General features: G+C 56.5%; 19 protein-coding genes. 3 read left to right on the forward strand and 16 right to left on the reverse strand.

Going from position 1 to position 16,801, the window contains the following annotated elements; translation table 11 throughout:
- The 8 genes from AC13D2_RS11360 to AC13D2_RS11395 form a co-directional block, all read right to left on the reverse strand.
- A complete protein-coding gene (locus AC13D2_RS11360; RefSeq protein WP_041332598.1) occupies positions 1 to 804 on the reverse strand; it encodes an ABC transporter permease in 804 nt (267 codons plus the stop codon).
- Positions 801 to 1,679, reverse strand: a complete 879-nt coding sequence (locus tag AC13D2_RS11365) for an ABC transporter ATP-binding protein (RefSeq protein WP_213479983.1) — start codon at positions 1,677 to 1,679, stop codon at positions 801 to 803. Before AC13D2_RS11365 ends, AC13D2_RS11360 begins: the two co-directional genes overlap by 4 nt.
- A gap of 61 nt (positions 1,680 to 1,740) precedes the next feature.
- Positions 1,741 to 2,736, reverse strand: a complete 996-nt coding sequence (locus AC13D2_RS11370; protein ID WP_041332596.1) for an ABC transporter substrate-binding protein — start codon at positions 2,734 to 2,736, stop codon at positions 1,741 to 1,743.
- A gap of 257 nt (positions 2,737 to 2,993) precedes the next feature.
- Positions 2,994 to 3,647 (reverse strand): NAD(P)H:quinone oxidoreductase, encoded by a 654-nt coding sequence (gene wrbA / locus AC13D2_RS11375; RefSeq protein ID WP_091642187.1) that lies wholly within the window; start codon positions 3,645 to 3,647, stop codon positions 2,994 to 2,996.
- A gap of 11 nt (positions 3,648 to 3,658) precedes the next feature.
- Complete coding sequence (locus tag AC13D2_RS11380; RefSeq protein WP_213479986.1) at positions 3,659 to 4,123, reverse strand: nucleoside deaminase; 465 nt, start codon at positions 4,121 to 4,123, stop codon at positions 3,659 to 3,661.
- A gap of 62 nt (positions 4,124 to 4,185) precedes the next feature.
- Positions 4,186 to 4,974, reverse strand: a complete 789-nt coding sequence (locus tag AC13D2_RS11385) for an ABC transporter permease (protein WP_041332594.1) — start codon at positions 4,972 to 4,974, stop codon at positions 4,186 to 4,188.
- Positions 4,958 to 5,743, reverse strand: a complete 786-nt coding sequence (locus AC13D2_RS11390) for an ABC transporter ATP-binding protein (protein WP_091642182.1) — start codon at positions 5,741 to 5,743, stop codon at positions 4,958 to 4,960. Before AC13D2_RS11390 ends, AC13D2_RS11385 begins: the two co-directional genes overlap by 17 nt.
- 2 nt (positions 5,744 to 5,745) lie before the next feature.
- On the reverse strand, positions 5,746 to 6,750 hold the full coding sequence (locus AC13D2_RS11395) for an ABC transporter substrate-binding protein (RefSeq protein ID WP_041332593.1): 1,005 nt from the start codon (positions 6,748 to 6,750) through the stop codon (positions 5,746 to 5,748).
- Between the two features lie 424 nt (positions 6,751 to 7,174).
- Here AC13D2_RS11395 and AC13D2_RS11400 point away from each other — a divergent pair, with 424 nt between their 5' ends.
- Together AC13D2_RS11400 and AC13D2_RS11405 are read left to right on the forward strand one after the other, a co-directional pair.
- Positions 7,175 to 8,140, forward strand: coding sequence for an isopenicillin N synthase family dioxygenase (locus tag AC13D2_RS11400; RefSeq protein ID WP_041332592.1), 966 nt, complete (start codon positions 7,175 to 7,177; stop codon positions 8,138 to 8,140).
- Positions 8,133 to 8,888 carry an alpha/beta fold hydrolase gene (locus AC13D2_RS11405; RefSeq protein ID WP_213479984.1) on the forward strand — a complete coding sequence of 252 codons (756 nt, stop codon included), beginning with the start codon at positions 8,133 to 8,135 and terminating at the stop codon, positions 8,886 to 8,888. Before AC13D2_RS11400 ends, AC13D2_RS11405 begins: the two co-directional genes overlap by 8 nt.
- Positions 8,889 to 8,941: 53 nt before the next feature.
- Here AC13D2_RS11405 and AC13D2_RS11410 read toward each other — a convergent pair whose 3' ends face one another.
- A complete protein-coding gene (locus AC13D2_RS11410) occupies positions 8,942 to 9,928 on the reverse strand; it encodes an ABC transporter substrate-binding protein (protein WP_213479946.1) in 987 nt (328 codons plus the stop codon).
- A 9-nt stretch (positions 9,929 to 9,937) separates the two neighbouring features.
- A complete protein-coding gene (locus tag AC13D2_RS11415) occupies positions 9,938 to 10,897 on the reverse strand; it encodes an isopenicillin N synthase family dioxygenase (RefSeq protein WP_041332591.1) in 960 nt (319 codons plus the stop codon).
- 236 nt (positions 10,898 to 11,133) lie between these two features.
- Between AC13D2_RS11415 and AC13D2_RS11420 the strand changes: the two genes are divergently transcribed.
- Positions 11,134 to 12,495 carry an 8-oxoguanine deaminase gene (locus AC13D2_RS11420; protein WP_091644502.1) on the forward strand — a complete coding sequence of 454 codons (1,362 nt, stop codon included), beginning with the start codon at positions 11,134 to 11,136 and terminating at the stop codon, positions 12,493 to 12,495.
- A 48-nt stretch (positions 12,496 to 12,543) separates the two neighbouring features.
- Here the strand turns inward: AC13D2_RS11420 and rutF are convergent, their stop codons facing one another.
- The 6 genes from rutF to rutA are packed head-to-tail and all read right to left on the reverse strand — an operon-like array spanning position 12,544 to position 16,763.
- The gene (gene rutF / locus AC13D2_RS11425; RefSeq protein ID WP_091644504.1) at positions 12,544 to 13,071 is read right to left on the reverse strand and encodes an NADH-dependent FMN reductase RutF; all 528 of its coding nucleotides are present in this window, start codon (positions 13,069 to 13,071) and stop codon (positions 12,544 to 12,546) included.
- A gap of 10 nt (positions 13,072 to 13,081) precedes the next feature.
- Positions 13,082 to 13,672 (reverse strand): malonic semialdehyde reductase, encoded by a 591-nt coding sequence (locus AC13D2_RS11430; protein ID WP_041332590.1) that lies wholly within the window; start codon positions 13,670 to 13,672, stop codon positions 13,082 to 13,084.
- Complete coding sequence (rutD, locus tag AC13D2_RS11435) at positions 13,669 to 14,502, reverse strand: pyrimidine utilization protein D (RefSeq protein WP_091644507.1); 834 nt, start codon at positions 14,500 to 14,502, stop codon at positions 13,669 to 13,671. The genes AC13D2_RS11430 and rutD overlap by 4 nt, the downstream gene beginning before the upstream one ends.
- Positions 14,502 to 14,888, reverse strand: coding sequence for a pyrimidine utilization protein C (gene rutC, locus AC13D2_RS11440; RefSeq protein ID WP_041332589.1), 387 nt, complete (start codon positions 14,886 to 14,888; stop codon positions 14,502 to 14,504). Before rutC ends, rutD begins: the two co-directional genes overlap by 1 nt.
- Positions 14,889 to 14,904: 16 nt before the next feature.
- A complete protein-coding gene (gene rutB, locus AC13D2_RS11445) occupies positions 14,905 to 15,675 on the reverse strand; it encodes a pyrimidine utilization protein B (protein WP_052479367.1) in 771 nt (256 codons plus the stop codon).
- The gene (gene rutA, locus AC13D2_RS11450; protein WP_041336425.1) at positions 15,672 to 16,763 is read right to left on the reverse strand and encodes a pyrimidine utilization protein A; all 1,092 of its coding nucleotides are present in this window, start codon (positions 16,761 to 16,763) and stop codon (positions 15,672 to 15,674) included. The genes rutB and rutA overlap by 4 nt, the downstream gene beginning before the upstream one ends.
- Positions 16,764 to 16,801 lie beyond the last annotated feature (38 nt).

Genomic DNA, 16,801 nt, shown 5'->3' on the forward strand with positions numbered 1-16,801 from the left:
TCAGTGCTCGACCTTCAATGCACTCTCATGCCAGTTACGCAGTGCCCGGTCGGACATCCAGACCATCAGTGCGAACAACAGGATTCCCGTTACGGTGATCAGAATCAGCGCCGCAAACATTTTGGGAATCTGCAGATTGTAGCCGGATTGCAGGATCATGTAGGCCAGGCCGGCCTTGGCTCCCCCGGTACCAGCAACGAACTCGGCCACCACCGCACCGATCAAAGCCAGCCCGGAACTGATGCGCAAGCCTCCGAAGAAGTAAGGCAGGGCGCTCGGAACACGTAAACGCACCAATTCCTGCCAGCGGCTGGTGCGATACATCCGGAACATGCTCAACAGGTTCGGATCGACACTTCGCAGCCCCAGTGTGGTGTTGGAGATAATCGGGAAAATAGCTACGATCACCGCACAGATGGTCAGAGCCCACGTGGTGTCGTTTACCCAGATGATGATCAATGGCGCAATGGCCACAATCGGTGTTACCTGCATCAGCACCGCATAGGGGAACAGACTGATCTCAATCCACTTGCTCTGCACGAACAGCAACGAGGCCGCCACTCCCAGAACCACCGAAATAGCAAAGGCCAGGAAGGTTACCTTGAGGGTCATCATCAAGGCATTAAACAGCGAATTGAAATCAGACACCAGCGACTGCCCGATATCCACGGGGCTGGGCACAATGTATTTCGGTACTTCAAACGCCACCACCGTCAATTGCCACATCAGAAGCACCAAGACTCCCACAAGCAAAGGGGCAGCGACCTGAACAAAGCGCTCGTTCTGGATCAATGGTGTTTTCATGAATCACTCCCCTCTTTGCTTTCTCCCATGGCACTGGCTCGCTCAAGAGCCATCGACACCTGCCGACAATATCCGGCAAATTCGGTGGATACCCGGAAATCAGGGGAACGGGGATAGGGTTCTTTGATTTCGATGTCATCCACGATCCGTCCGGGGCGAGCCGCCATGACAACCACCCGACTGGACAGATAGACCGCCTCGTAAACACTGTGAGTCACGAAGACAATGGTCCAGCCCTTTTCTCGCCAGAGCTTCAGAACATCGTCATTCAGCTTGTTGCGGGTCATCTCGTCGAGGGCTCCGAAAGGTTCATCCATCAACAACAGGTTAGGTTCGGTTACCATGGCCCGGGCGATGGACGCTCGCATTTGCATGCCGCCGGAAAGCTCTCTCGGGAAGCTCTCATCAAACCCCGTCAGGCCCACCATATCGAGGGCGTCATCAATCTTTTTCTCGACTTCCGGTGCATTACCAGCGTGGTCCAGATCCAGCGGGAGACGAATATTTTTACGTACCCGAGCCCAGGGCATCAGCGTGGCATTCTGAAACACGAAGGCCAGCTTCCGGCCCTTGCTGCCAACCACTCCGTAATCCTGCTCCCACCATTTGACCGTACCGGTGGTCACTTCACCCAGGCCCGCCATAATCCGGAGTAAGGTACTCTTGCCGCACCCGGAAGGCCCCAGGAGGCTGACGAACTCCCCCTGTTTTATAGTCAGATCGGCTCCTTTCAGAGCGACCGTGCCATTGCTGTAGATTTTGTTAACCCCGTCCACCTGCAGGACCGGTCTGCCCGGGGCGAGCGCCTCTGGCGCTGGAGCCATAACATTCGGCTCCCGGGCCGGATTCAGGGGTGTTACTTTGTCCGCTGTCATAATGATATCTCCAGGGCCGATCAATGGCGTCACCGACCGGCATCAGGATAGGGTTCGATGCTTACGGCAGCACCGGCTCTTCGGGCAGAAATTCCAGGGTGAAAACCTTGCTGAGATCAAGATCTGCCGACGCAAGGCCTGCGCCAACCATGAAATCCTTGATCTTCGTCCAACGTTCTTCGGTCATCACTCCAATTCCCTGGGTTCCCGCGTCGCCGCCAGTCACCAGTTCGTAGTCCTTGATCTTTTCGATGCCATAGGCAATTTGCTCAGGCGTCATCTCAGGGTTTTCCTGCATGATGAGCTTGTTCCCGGGCTCCGGGTTCTCCAGGTAGCTTTGCCAGCCTTCCATGCTTGCCTGCACAAACCGTTTGACCACGTCTGGCCGCTCTTCAATCATGTCGGTTGTGGTTTCGATGGTGGTGGCGTACGGAGGGTAACCGTAGTCCGACAACAGGAAGACGTTCGGCTCAATTCCCCCTTTCTGGATTGCAAAAGGCTCCGACGAGAGGTAGCCCTGCTGAACAATGCTTTCATCGGTCAGAAATGGCGCAACACTGAAGGTATAGGCGTGCACAACATCGTCTTCGAACCCGTACTCTGCCTTCAGCCATGGCCAAAAGGTGGAATGGGCATGGGTTGCCAGATAAATGGGCAGGCCCTCTTCCTTGATCTGCTCAATGGATTCAACGTGGGGATGCGCAACCAATGACTGAGGATCTCCCTGCATGGAGGCAGCCACGGTCATAACGGGCAAGCCCTTCTCGACCGCGTTAATGTTGCCAATGGGATAGCCCATGAGCAGGTCATAGCGCCCAGTTACCAACAACTGGGTTCCGTTTACCTGCGGGCCACCCATTCTGATTTCTACATCCAGCCCGTGCCCCTCGTAAAGGCCTGTTGCCAGTGCTTGATAAAAGCCACCATGCTCAGCTTGGGCATACCAGTTGGTTCCAAATACGACCTTATCCAACTCGTCCGCATTTACCGGCGAAAAAGCGACCAGGCCGGCCATCATGATCGAACCACCCAGAACGGTGCTTAGCTTCATCTTCATGGATACTCTCCTAGACCAGGCGGTTTACGCCTCTTTTAATTGACCAATTGCTCAGGTTTTATAAGGCAACCTTCATGCCATATAAGAAATAAGTTTTTATTATTTAATATCATTAGCTTAAAAAATATAGAACACAGAAAAACGCACCAGTTTTAAACAAACTCTGGCCAACTGCTCTACTTTTGAACAAGCCAAAAAAAACCGCCCGAAGGCGGCAAAAGGACTACACAACGTCACGCTTACACCATTCCCTCGACCTAGGTGGCGTATGCCGCAAGTTCAACCGACGATGGCTCGAGTGTTACCCAGCCTGACAGTCTCGCCACCCTTGCCCCCAATGCACGGGCAATGGCAAGTTCGTTCTCGTCAACTCCCCTGTTTCCATCGAATCCAGTAACCGTTGTCGCCCCATAGGGCGAACCTCCTTTTTCGGTCCGCACCAACTCCGGAACACTGTGGGGAACACCGGCCAACACCATCCCATGCTGCATGAAGGGCAATAAAAGAGAGAGCAACGTCATCTCGTTTCCAGAATGCATACCTCCCGTGGAGGTAAACGCAGCCCCCACTTTGCCGATCAAGGCACCTTGCCGCCAAAGAGGTGCCACTTCATCGATAAACGCCCTAAGCGGTGTACTCATCAACCCATATCGGGTGGGAGACCCCCAGACAATTCCTTTTGCCCAGTCAAGATCATCGGCAGTGGCTCTGGGTAGCGCACGGAATTCTGCCTGGGCCGCAATAAAATCAGCCCGTTCCGAGTCCACACTGAATTCGGGCTCATCTATGGCCACTCGGCAAAGACGAACTTCCGCACCTTCCGACAATGCGCCTGACGCCACTGCTCGGGCGAGCGCCAGTGTGCTGCCGTATCGGGAATCAACAACCACGGTGACACGGCTTGCTGTCATGACGCCCTCCTTCATTGTCCGTGCTTCTGCCAAAATACTTCATGCACTTTTGCTGCATCGTCCTCCAGGACCGGCCCGATCACCTCGACTTCGCGCTGTCCGGAATCAAACACCTGCCGGCAGGGCAGATCGAGCGTCGGATTTTCGGGATGGTTGCCGGTAATGTTCTTCAGCCGGTGTTCACTGAGCCCGTAGACTATTCTCCCCAAACCGGCCCAGTAGGCCGAACCGGCACACATGCAACAAGGCTCTGCGGATACGTACATGGTGCAACCGGCCAGAAAGTCTGGACGCCAGGCCTTGCTGGCCCGAGTCATCAGAACGCGCTCGGCATGACCTGTCATATCACGGTCCGGGAGGTAAGCGTTGCCCTGCTCCATCAAGACAGAGCCTTCACTGTCGACCAACAAGGCGGCAAACGGATGTACTCCGTCTTCCGCCAGCCCGTTTGCCATGGCGATGACCTTTTGCATCATTGCCAGATCGGTATTGTTCAATCTTTCCTGTTCAGACAATTCGTTAACCTCTTATGACATGCTTAGCCCTGTTTTTTGGGCAGGCTCCATGGGAAAAAGATCTGCTGCGCCCAGTGCACCGACTTGAACAGCAACAGGCTGACCACTGCCAGAAAGAACAGCCCCGCGAAGGCCTGCGGAATCCGGAAAAACGACGTCGAGAACTGAATGAAGTAACCCAGTCCCTCTTCGGCGGCAACAAATTCCGCCACCACGGCGCCGATAATGGCCAGAGTGATGGCCACGCGCAGGCCGCTGAAAATATGCGGAATGGCGTAAGGAATCCGGATCTGCCAGGTTTCCCTACGCAGCGGGGCATCCAGCGAACGACTCAATTCAACCAGTTCATCGGGGGTTTCGTTGATCCCGGTCGCAGTCGAAACCACCAGCGGGAAGAACGTCAGCAGGCAGGTAATCAATACCCGTGATGGGTCATCGGACCCCATCAATACGATGATCAGTGGCGCAACCGCCACCACCGGGGTGGATTGAACCACCACCAGTAACGGAAAGAGAGTGCGCGACAGCAGCTCCGATCGCATCATGGCGATGGCAATGGGAATCGCCACCAGGATGGACGCCGCGAACCCCATCAAAGCCACCCGCAGGGTCGCCCACAGATGGGTAAACCAGCGGCTCATCTCCACATTGAAAAAAGCCTCGACGATGGCCGAGGGGGCTGGCAATACATAGGCCGGCAAAGAGAACCCCTGACAAACCAGTTCCCATAGCAGAACCAGCGCCACAAAGAACAACCAGGGCGCCGCCGTCAACAGGGAGCGGCCGGCCCTATTCTCAAGCTTCAGGCTCATAGATATGCTTCCTCAGTCGCTCAGTTAACTGGCCGAATCTGGGTTCGGATATGGTTTGGGTCGTGCGTGGCCTAGGCAGGTCCACATCCACCATCTCCAACACGGTACCGGGGCGCTTGCTCATCACCAGCACCCGGTCTGCCAGCAGCACGGCTTCGGCGATGGAATGGGTAATGAATAGCACGGTCTTGGGGTTTTCCTGCCAGATTTTCAGAAGATCGAACCCGATCTGCTCCCGAGTCATTGCATCGAGTGCCGAGAAAGGTTCATCCATCAACAGAATATCCGGGTTCAGCAACAGCGCCCGAACGATTCCGACCCGTTGCTGCATGCCGCCAGAGAGCTCATTCGGCATCTTGTTGGCAAAACTTTCCAGGCCCGCCATGGCCAGCAAGGCGTCCGCACGCTTTTCATCGTCACGACCGTAACGGCCGAACTTGTGCTTGAGCGGGAAAAGCACGTTCTTTCGGACAGTCAGCCAAGGCAACAGCGTTGGTTTCTGAAACACGATACCAACGTCGTCCCGGGGTCCGGAGACCTGCTTTCCAAATACCGAGACCTGTCCCTCTGTTGGGGTCAACAGCCCGGCAATCATCCGCAGCAAGGTGGATTTTCCGCAGCCGGAAGGTCCCACCACCGCCACGAACTCGTGACGGCGGATGTCCAGTTCAATACCGGTGACCGCGGGCGGGATTGCCGGGTTGGGATCGTAACGGTGCCCGACTCCGGAGAGCCGCACAAACGGACGATTAGTGGCGGGCTCAGTCATGCTTACAGCGCCTCAAAAAGGGTCCGGTCGATGATGATTTCCGGGTCCAGTGCATCACCGGCCAGTTTCTCGGCTTGCGCCACCCAGCTCCAGGTCAGCGCCACACGTTCCTCAGTGAGGGCTCCCAGGCCATCCCGGTCGCTGACGTCGTTCATAACCAACTTCATGGTGTCGCCAATCTGGCCGGTTGCTACATCGACATCCACTTCCGGCACCATGCTGTTCAGAGCTTCGGCTGCCTTGCGCGGATTCTCGCTGGTGAACTTGAGAGACTTGTCAAAAGCCCGCAAGAAGCGCTTGGCCACGTCCGGACGCTCACTCAGGAAGGCCTCGCTGGCCACCACGGATGCCGAGTAAAGTTCCAGTCCGGCATCGGACCATGGCAGTACCACCAGCTCGTTACCGGTGGCTTTGGCCTGATCTGCAAACAGGGCGATATTCGTGACCCAGGCAATGATGGCGTCGGTTCCACCGTTCATCAGCATCGGCCCCAGGGCACCTGGGTCAGCCTTGGTCAAACTCACCGCATCCTCAGCCATGCCGTTCTCTTTTAGCACCAGCGGCAGGAACGCATTGGAGGATGTGAACGGTGATGTAGCGACTTTCTTGCCCTCGATATCCGTCATCTCGCTGATGTCGGCCTTCTGCAAGGTAAAGAACGCATGAGGTGCCTGGTTGAAGATGCTATAGACGGCTGTCACCGGCAGACTATTGTCCTGGACCTTGGCTGCCATCAGCGCCCCGATGTCTGCGCTGCCGATGTCGGCTTGTCCGGTGGCAATCTTGGTAATCGCGTCGGTCGAACCCCGGCCACTGGCGATTTTGACTTCCAGGCCTTCGGCTTCAAAGAATCCCTCCTGTACACCTACATACACCGGTGACTTATCCCCACCTGGCAGCCAATCCAGTTGGTAAACCACTTTGTCGGCCGCCAATGCTGCCTGAGCCATCAACCCGCCAGCCAGTGAGGCAGCGATCAGAATCGAGCGTTTGAAACCTTTGTGCATGAGTATTCTCCTTCGGGTTTAATCTTTCCGAGCTTTATTGATCATTCGGTCAGGTTTTAAAACTGAACTGCAAAGGACAGGCCAGAATATGTCTGTTACCGCACAATTCGTTGGAAACCTCACCTTTACCGCTGAAAACACTCCAGTTTCCGGGCCTGTGTTGCGTGTGGAAGGCCAGCCCACACATCTCTACATGTAAGCCCAAACAAGCGCTGGACCGCGTTTTATGGCGCGCGAATCTGGTGCATTAAATGGGGAGCCGCCCTGATATGAAGCCTTTACGAAATCCGCTGCAACGCCACTGAACCCTCGAAAACCGTGGTATTTCCGGCCATCCGCCCGACCAACGATATTTCTTGATTGGCACGCTTTGTGAATTACTGACCACATGGACAGTTTTAGAATCGTAAACCGGAGTTAAAGCATGAGCAGCACGAATGAAACAGGCGGTTCATTACCCATCATTGACCTGTCGTTACTCTCGGGAACCGAGCAACAAAGGCAGGCGCTGACGAGCTCGCTGACCGAAGCCTGTCTGCATACGGGGTTCTTCTATATCCGCGAACATGGCATCCCCCCAGAGCTGATCGATCAGGTATTCAGGGAGTCACAGGCTCTGTTCAACCTGCCAAAAGAACACAAACAGGCGATCCACAAGGCTCACTCCCGAGCGAACCGAGGCTATGAATCAATGAGGGGGCAGACTTTGGAGACCGGCGCGCCCCCAGACTTGAAAGAAGGGTTCTACATAGGCGAAGAGCTGGACGAAACCGACCCCCGCGTACAGGCCGGCCGATTCAACCAGGGTGGAAACCAATGGCCAGAAACACTGCCCGGCTTCCGCAACACCATGACCTCATACTTCAACGCCATGAACCAGCTCAGCACCCGCATAATGGAGGCTCTGGCCCTAACCCTGGATCTGAAACCGGACTTTTTTACGGACTTCTGCCACCAACCATTATCCACCCTGAGATTGCTGCACTACCCACCTCAACCCGCCCAGCCGGCTCCCGGGGAAAAAGGGTGCGGAGCCCACACAGATTTTGGCGGCATCACCGTCTTGCTGTTAGACGACAAGCCGGGGCTTCAGGTGTGGGATGTCCGTTGTGAGCAGTGGATCGAAGCAAAACCCATCCCCGGCACTTTTGTGGTCAACCTTGGCGACATGATCGCCCGCTGGACCAACGACTGTTACCGCTCAACCCTGCACAGGGTCGTCAATACGTCGGGCGCCGAACGCTACTCGGTGCCGTTTTTCTTCAGCGGCAACCCCGACCACACCGTCACCTGCCTGCCTACCTGCCTTTCCGAGGGTGAGCAACCTCACTACCCGTCCACAACGGTTGAAGCCCACCTGATGGAGATGTACCGGAGAACCTATGCCTGAACAAATGACGACCGCCGTTCTGATCCATGGCGCCTGGGCCGGCGGCTGGGTATGGGAAACCATCACCCCTTATCTCAAAGAGCAGGGCTTCAACGTTATGGCACCGGATCTCCCGGGGTGCGGAAGCCGCCTGGGCAACCCGGCCGACGCCTCTCTCAGCCAATGCGTCGACGACCTGGAAAAGATGCTTCAGAAGGTCGAAGGCCCACTGCTACTGGTGGGGCATTCCGGGGGCGGTGCCGTTGCAACCCAACTGGCAGAAGCCATTCCTGAACGAGTCATTGGCGTTGCCTACCTGGCGGGCATGATGCTGCCTTCCGGTACGGGTTTTGGCCAAATCGTCAGCGACATGCGGGAACAGTACCCCGAAGCCTCCGGCATTGGCCCGTTTCTGACCTGGGAAGACAACGGGCAGGTTTCCCGCGTACCGGCAGATGCCATACGTCAGATTTTCCTGCAAGACGTCAGTGAGTCCATTGCCGAGCAGGCAATTCCCCGCTTCAATCCACAGGCCGAGGGCAGCCGGATGCTGGTGCCTCACTGGACTGACGCCCGTTTTGGAAAGCTGCCAAGGCTGTACATCGAGGCGAGGCAAGACCGCTCTGTGATCTTGCCGGTGCAACGGCGAATGCAGCAGCTGGTCCCGGGCGCATCGATCGTTTCTCTGGATACCGGTCACGTTCCCCAGGTCGCAGCACCTGGTTGTGTTGCCCTTGCCCTGGCGGAATTTGTAGCCAGCCAGATGTAAAAAAGGACGGCCTTTCGGGCCGTCCTTCTGATTCATACTATCGGGTACGCTGATCAGTCGGCGTAGACCGATTGTATATAGGACAGATCAAACGCCTTTTTCCAGTCCAGATCCTCCGGCAGGGTGCCTGCTTCAACCATATCCTCAAAGAATGCCTGCCAACGTTCCAGGGTCATCATCCCGTAACGACCGTCCTCGGCAGCGCCGGACAGAAGAATACCCTCCTCCTGCATTTTCGCATGGCTGTAGGCCAGCAACGCATCCTGCATTTCGGGGTTGTCTTCCTTGATCAGGGCATTCGCCGGGGCCGGATTCTCGAAATAGGCCTTCCAGCCCTCCGCTGTTGCGGCAACCATCTTCTGCACAACCTCCGGATTCTCTTCGATCCTGTCAGCCGTGGTATCCAGCGTGGCCGCATAGGCCTCCCAGCCATAGTTGGCCAGTAGCAGGCTTTTTCCCTTGACCCCGGCCTGATCCAGGAAGAAACCATCATTGGTTACGTAGCCCTGCTGAATCGTCTGATCATCCTGGATGAACGGAGCGAAGCTGTAGTCGTAGGCCTGCAACTGGTCATCGGTGTAACCATATTCAGTTTTCAGCCACGGCCAGTAGGCAACCCGTCCTGCGGTAGGAACACGCATGGATTTGCCCTTCATGGCTTCCAGAGAGTCATTGCCAACACCCTCATGAACCACTAACGACTGCGGATCTTTCTGGAAGAATGCGGCGACTGTTACCAGAGGGATTCCCTGGTTAACGGCGTTGAGCGACTGCAGGCTGTAGCCCATGATGAAATCCACCGACCCACCCATGAGCAACTGCACATTGTTCACCTGGGGGCCACCCATCTTGATGGTGACATCCAGTCCGTGCTTTTCATAAATCCCCATGGCCTTTGCGGCATAGAAACCACCGTGTTCGGCCTGGGCATACCAGGTTGTGGCAACGGTTACCGGGGTCAGTTCCTCTGCCTGGACGAAACCGGCGGCAGCACCGAACGACAGCGTGAGACCCGCCGCAATGTTCTTCAGTTGTTTCATTGTCATTCCTCAGTTCTGGGCCTGGGCCCCGTAGGTGTTGGTGAGTTTTTCATTCAGGTGCTGCCCTGCCGAGATAGGCCCATAAATCGCAGGGTTGTCTGCGGTGGCGCAACTCTCGATGCAGGCTATTTCCGATGTTTTGTTGGGGTGGCAGAAAAAGGCAATGGAATAACGATCACGATGACGATGCTCTGGTGCGACGTTCACCCGATGCGGCGTCGAACAGAACACATGGTTGGTCCAGCGATGCATCAGGTCCCCGGTATTGACCACAACGGTGCCGGGTATCGGCGTCGCCCGGATCCATTCTCCCGAGCGGGTGCAGACCTCAAGACCGCCAACATCATCCTGGAACAAGAGGGTGATACTGCCGTAATCGGTATGGGCTCCGGCACGACTTTCACCGTCTTCCGGCTCAAATCCTTCGGGTAATGGCGGGTAATGCAACAGCCGCAGGGTATGGTCGTGTTCGTTGTGGGCATTCTTGAAGAAATCTTCCGGCTGCCCCAGCGCGAGGGCGAAAGCTTGTAGCACCCGGTCGGCGGTTAGAATGCACTCCCCGAGAAACCGGGTCATAACAGTCTCGAAACGGGGATAGCCGGCGGGCCAGAGGTTTTTATGGGTGTCCGGACCGGGGCCTTCCGGCGCTAGATTGAAAGCCTCTTTCAAGTCACCCGGACGGGTGGGATCAAGCTTTTCCCGCTTGATCCCAACATAACCTCGATTACTCTCCGGGTTCTGCCAGGCGACCCCTTGCTTATCCTTCTGTGGCAGAGCAAAAAACGCTTTCGAACCGGAGAATGCCGCTTCCAGCTGCTCATCTGGCATTCCACAACCCGACAGATAGAAAAACCCCCAATCCTGACTGGCCCGACGCATCTGGTCCGCCACCGATTTACGTTCCGCACTGGTTCCGTTCAAGAACCGCTCAAAATGAATTACGGGTATTTCCTGTGTCTCGTTCGGCATGTTTTCTCCTGCATCACTCCATGCTTTGTTATCCAGTTGGTCAGATAATTTGCAAATGACATGCCATAAAAATCCGCCTTAAAAGCCCCATTATCGGACTCTTTAACAGATATTCCGCCTCAAAAAAGTGCACACTGCTATTTAATTGACCATAAGGTCAGGCTTTTACCGAAAACCAGACAGGCATTGCTCTTGCATAGTAATCAGCCCCATTTACCACCAAGACGATTTCAGCAATGACAGAAACTCTGCTACTTAAAAATGCTCGCGTTATCGCCACCATGGACGACAACGACAGAGAGATCGAGAATGGTTACATTCTGGTCCGCAACAACCGTATTGAAGCGGTCGGCGCTGCCGACGACTGCCCCGATACTGCAGATCGCACCATCGACCTGAAGGGTCATGTGGTGAGTCCGGGGCTGATCAATACCCATCACCACATGTTCCAGTCTCTAACTCGTGCGCTGCCCGCTGCACAGAATGGCGAGCTGTTCGACTGGCTGAGCGCCCTGTTTCCAGTCTGGCGAAACATCACCCCGGCCATGCAACGAGCTGCCAGCCGAACCGCCATGGCGGAGCTGATGCTATCGGGATGCACCACCGCCGCCGACCACGCCTATCTGCATGTCAACGGCATCACTCTGGACGACAGTTTCCAGGCGGCCGCAGAAATGGGCATCCGTTTCCATGGCGCTCGGGGCGCCATGAGCCTGGGCCAGAGCAAGGGTGGGTTGCCACCGGATGAACTGGTGGAGCAGGATGAAAGTGCGATCCTCAAGGACATGTTGCGAGTCGTGGAAACACACCATGATCACAGCCCGGACGCCATGGCTCGGGTGGCGCTGGCACCCTGTTCGCCATTTACCGTAACAACCGACCTGATGCGCGACGCCGCCACCATGGCCCGGTCATTGAAGGTAGGCTTACATACCCACACGGCGGAAAACTGGAAGGATCTGGCCTTCAGCCAGGAACGCTATGGCATGACGCCGACCGAATATACGGAAGAGGTCGGGTGGGTCGGAGAGGATGTCTGGCACGCCCACTGCGTACACCTGGATGACCCCGGCATTGCTCTGTTCGCTCGAACCGGTACTGGCGTCGCTCACTGCCCCTGCTCAAACATGCGATTAGCCTCAGGCATTGCCCCGGTCCGGAAAATGGTGGATGCCGGGGTAAAGGTGGGACTCGGCGTGGACGGCAGCTCCTCAAATGATAGTGGCAACCTGCTGGATGAGGCACGCCTGGCCATGTTGTCAGCCCGCGTGAGGGATCAGGAGCCCGGCGCCATGACCGCCCGGGAAGCGCTGCGGATCGCTACCCGTGGTGGCGCGGAAGTGCTCGGCCGGGGGGATGCCCTGGGCAGAATTCAGCCGGGCTACTGCGCGGACATCGTGGCTTTTCGCACCGATGATATTGCCATGGCCGGCGGCCAGAGCGATCCACTGGCCTCGCTGGTGTTCTGCACACCACCGCGCGTGCAATGGAGCATCATCAATGGTCGTGTGGTGATAGAAGAGGGCCACCTGCTGACCCGTTCCCTGCCTCACATCATTGAAGAACAGAACCGGATGGCGGAACAACTGATGGCTTAACGTTCCATGCTGTCCGGGCGGTCGGTTACCGGACAGCAAGAGACCCCGTCACTCGCTTTTCAGACGGTGGTAACCCCGATCAAAGTAGACCAGACCACCGATATCATCCTGATGGCGGACGTTCGCGACCTCACAGAACAGAATGTCGTGAGTACCCACACTTACCCGCTTGCTCACGGTGCAGTCGAAGCTCACCAGCGCCTCTTCCAATACCGGTGCGCCGGTGACCGCGGTGCTCCAGGTTGCGCCGGCAAAGCGCTGTTCCATGGTCGTTTTGCTGCCGAACAGATTCGATAAATCGGATTGGTGATCAGCCAGCGTGTTGACGCAGATGCTGTCATTCTGCCGGAAGGCGTCGTACACCGATGCGCCACGGTTCAGGCACACCAACAGGGTAGGCGGCTCGTCGCAAACGCTGCAGACAGCCGTAGCAGTGAATCCCGCTCGACCACCCGGCCCATCGGTAGTGACAACATTGACGGCTGCGGCCAGGGTGGACATGGCATTGCGGAACGACTGCTTGTCCACGAGCGGCGGCATGGTGAGCACCTCACGAAGTTGCGGTTGAGATTTCATCATTCTCTCCTTATGCCAGTCGGCAAGCGTTGTCGAATTCCAGGCGAGGCAATCTGCCATAGACCTTGTCCGGATTGCCGTGGCCAAGGTTGATCAGAAGATTGACTTTCCACGTATTCCCAGCGAAGAACGCCTCATTGACCTTGCCAGGATCAAAGCCGGACATTGGCCCGGTATCCAGGCCCAGCGACCGGGCAGCCAGTATCAGGTAGGCAGCCTGCATTGAACTGTTACGAAATGCAGTTTCGTAAGCCATTTCGGGGCTGCTGGTAAACCAGCTTCGAGCATCGCCATGGGGAAACAACTCGGGCAGTCGCTCGTAAAACTCTTCGTCATAAGCCACGATCACCGTGACCGGAGCACTCATTGTCTTGTCCAGGTTACCGCTGGACAGACAGGGCGCCAGTTTCTCCTTTCCAGCGGCACTTCTGACAAACACAAATCGAGCCGGGCTGCAGTTGGCAGATGTCGGGCCCATTTTCACCAGGTCGTATAACGCCCGGAGCGTGTCTTCCGGGATGGACTGATCCAACCAGCCATTGTGGGTGCGCGCCTCGGTAAACAGTTGACCGAGGGCCTTTTCATCAAGTTGTTGGCTCATAGGGCCTCCTGGGTGGTTAACGCCGCTGCGGGCAAACGATGTTTCCTGAGGTGATCGAGCATCAGTTCATTGAACCGTTCAACCTCTGTGACATTGACCCCATGACCACCTTCGGGCAGAAGCCGAATGCTGGAATTTGGCAGACGGGCCGCCAGCTTCTGGGAACAGGTCCAAGGCACCAATGAGTCATCACGGGTCGCAAGCACGAGCGTCTCTGCACGCACTTTGGCCAGCTCCTGCGCAGCCGGTTGCCAGGCCAGAAGCGCCGCGATGCGCCTTAGAACATTTGCCGGAGGCGGGAAACTGGCCAACGCATGAGAAGACTCCTGCTCCAGCCACTCAGTGTTGGCGGCTATCCATACCGGCGTGTACAGGAACAGAGGCTGGGCTTCGAGATACGCCTCAGGCCCGGAATTCAGCAGTAACTTCCTGCGCACCGAGAAGCATCGCCGGGAATGCGCATTGGGTTCTGACCAGGCGTTGATTAACAGCAGGCTGGCAACCAACTCCGGCGACCGTCGCGCCAACTCCAGACCGATCAGCCCGCCCAGTGCATGACCAATGAAATGCACCGGCCCGGACACCTGATCCTCCAGCAACCCGCCAAGCTCTGCCGCCATCGCTTCAACCGTGTAGAGCTCCGGGATTTCACCCCGGCTGCGCCCGGTGCCGAAATGGTCATAGACCAGCACCCGATAATACTTGGTTAGAGCGGGCAACTGAGCCGCCCAGTAATTCCTTGACCCACCGAGCCCGGCACTGAGCACGACGAGCTCACCGTCGGCCGGGCCATGGATTTCCCAATAAAGTGAGCTTACGGCACCAGTCATCATTTACCTACGTGCGCAATACTGGCGATTTCAACCAATGCATCCGGCTTCACCAGGCCACATTGAATGCAATAACGGGCCGGTTTCTCTCCCGGAAAGTACTCGGCATACACCTTGTTGACCGCCGCGTAGTTGTCCCAGTCGGTGACCATGATCATGTTGAAGGTAACGTCGTCCATGGTTCCGCCCGCCGCTTCAACAACGCCTTTGATGATCTCCAGTACGTGCCGGGTCTGGGCTTCTGCGTCGCCGACGTGAACCACGTTGGTGTCCTTGTCAAACGGCAAAGTCCCGGAAACGTACACAACGCCATCGGCCATGGAGCCGGGGACGTAAGGAGCCAGCGGTTTTCCTGAACCTGCGGGAATAATGGAAGTCTTTGGCATGGTGTATCTCCGTCTTTTATGCAGCTGTGGATTCAGTTTGAGCTGTTTCTGCGTCGCCTGTAGCGCCGCCGAAGGTCTGGCAGAAATCTTCTGTGCTGGACACCCAGCCGAAGAACGTTTCAATGTTGTACAACGCGGCCTGCTGGATGAACTCCGGGCCAGCCTGGTGCGTGGCATCGGCCAGAACCACCCCGAAGTACTCCAGGAAAAAGCCGTCTCTCAGGGTCGATTCAACACAGACGTTGGTCGCGATGCCGGTAAAGATCAGGTTGCGAATACCCCGACTGCGCAGAATGCTGTCAAACGAGGTGTTGAAGAAACCGCTGTAACGGGGCTTGGGTATGACTATATCGCCGGGCTGTGGCTGAAGTTCCTCCACCAGATCATAGTCCCAGGTACCCTTGGCAAGAAGGCTGCCATTGAGTTCCGGTTTCTTACGCATGGTTTTCAGGGCATTGGATTTGTACCAGTTCGGGGAACCGGGGCCACCAGCTTCAACGTACTCTGGGTCCCAGCCGTTCTGGAAGAAAATCACCGGAATGCCTGCCGCCCGCGCCACAGCGATCGCCTTTTTGATCTGCTGGATGACAGGTCCGGTTGTGGAAACGTCGAAGCCGGCCCGGTCCAGATAACCTCCGATCGTGGAATACGCGTTCTGCATATCCACCACGACCAGCGCCGACTCACTGGCGCGGACATTCAGGGCTTCCGGTTTTCCCGGCAATTCCAGAACAGGTTCCGCGCCGGTATTCAGGATGTAGCCCGATTGCTCCGTTTCGATGTTCATACGGCCTGCTCCAGTTCCTGGTTGATATGTACCCGCGTTTTCATCAGCGGCTGAATGTACTTGCCGAAGTCCTCAATGCCCTGAACGAAATCGTCAAAGGTCAGCATTACGCCACTGACACCCTCAACCGTACCTACTTCATCCAGCATCCGAGCGACACTCTCGTAGGAACCTACCAGGGTGCCCATATTGATGTTCACTGCGGACGTCGGATCTGCCATCTGACGGATGTTGGTATCGGATTTGGACTTCTTGTCCGCGGCACCCTGTTCACCGAGCCAGGCCACCGCCTCTTCATCGACACCTTCCTTGTAGGATTCCCACTTGGCCCGCGCCGCTTCATCAGTTTTGTCGGCAATCAGCATGAACAGGGCGACGGAACTGACCTCCCGCTGGGCTTCTTCGGTAGCCTTAACCAGGCGCTCAACGGTTGGCGCAAAGGCAGTTGGCGTGTTCACCCCTTTACCAAAGCAGAAGTTGTAATCGGCATATTTGGCGGTAAACGCCATCCCGGCCTCACTCTGCCCGGCACAAATAACTTTCATGTCGGCCTGCGGTACGGGGCTAACACGACAATCATCCATCTGGAAGTGCTCGCCTTTGAAATCACTGTGGCCAGTCGCCCAGAGATCCCGCAGCACCTGGGCATATTCACCAAGATACTCATAGCGGGAGCCGAAGAATTCATCGCCCGGCCATAGCCCCATCTGGGAGTATTCCGGTTTCTGCCAGCCCGTCACCAGGTTCACCCCGAAACGACCATTGGAGATGGAATCAATGGTGGAGGCCATACGAGCAACGATGGCCGGCGGCATGGTCAGTGTTGCCGCAGTGGCGAATAACTGGATTTTGCTGGTGACTGCAGCAAGGCCCGCCATCAAGGTGAACGACTCCAGATTGTGCTCCCAGAATTCAGTTTCACCGCCGAACCCGCGCAGCTTGATCATCGACAGCGCGAAGTCGAAGCCGTAGCCCTCTGCTTTCTGGGTAATCTCCCTGTTCAACTCGAACGTCGGCATGTACTGAGGCGCGTTCTTCGAGATCAGCCAACCATTGTTGCCGATGGGAATGAAGACGCCGATATTCATCTGTTCGCTCATGGGGTTCTCCTTGATGTTTCCGGTCT

The organism is Marinobacter sp. B-12 (assembly GCF_056857915.1).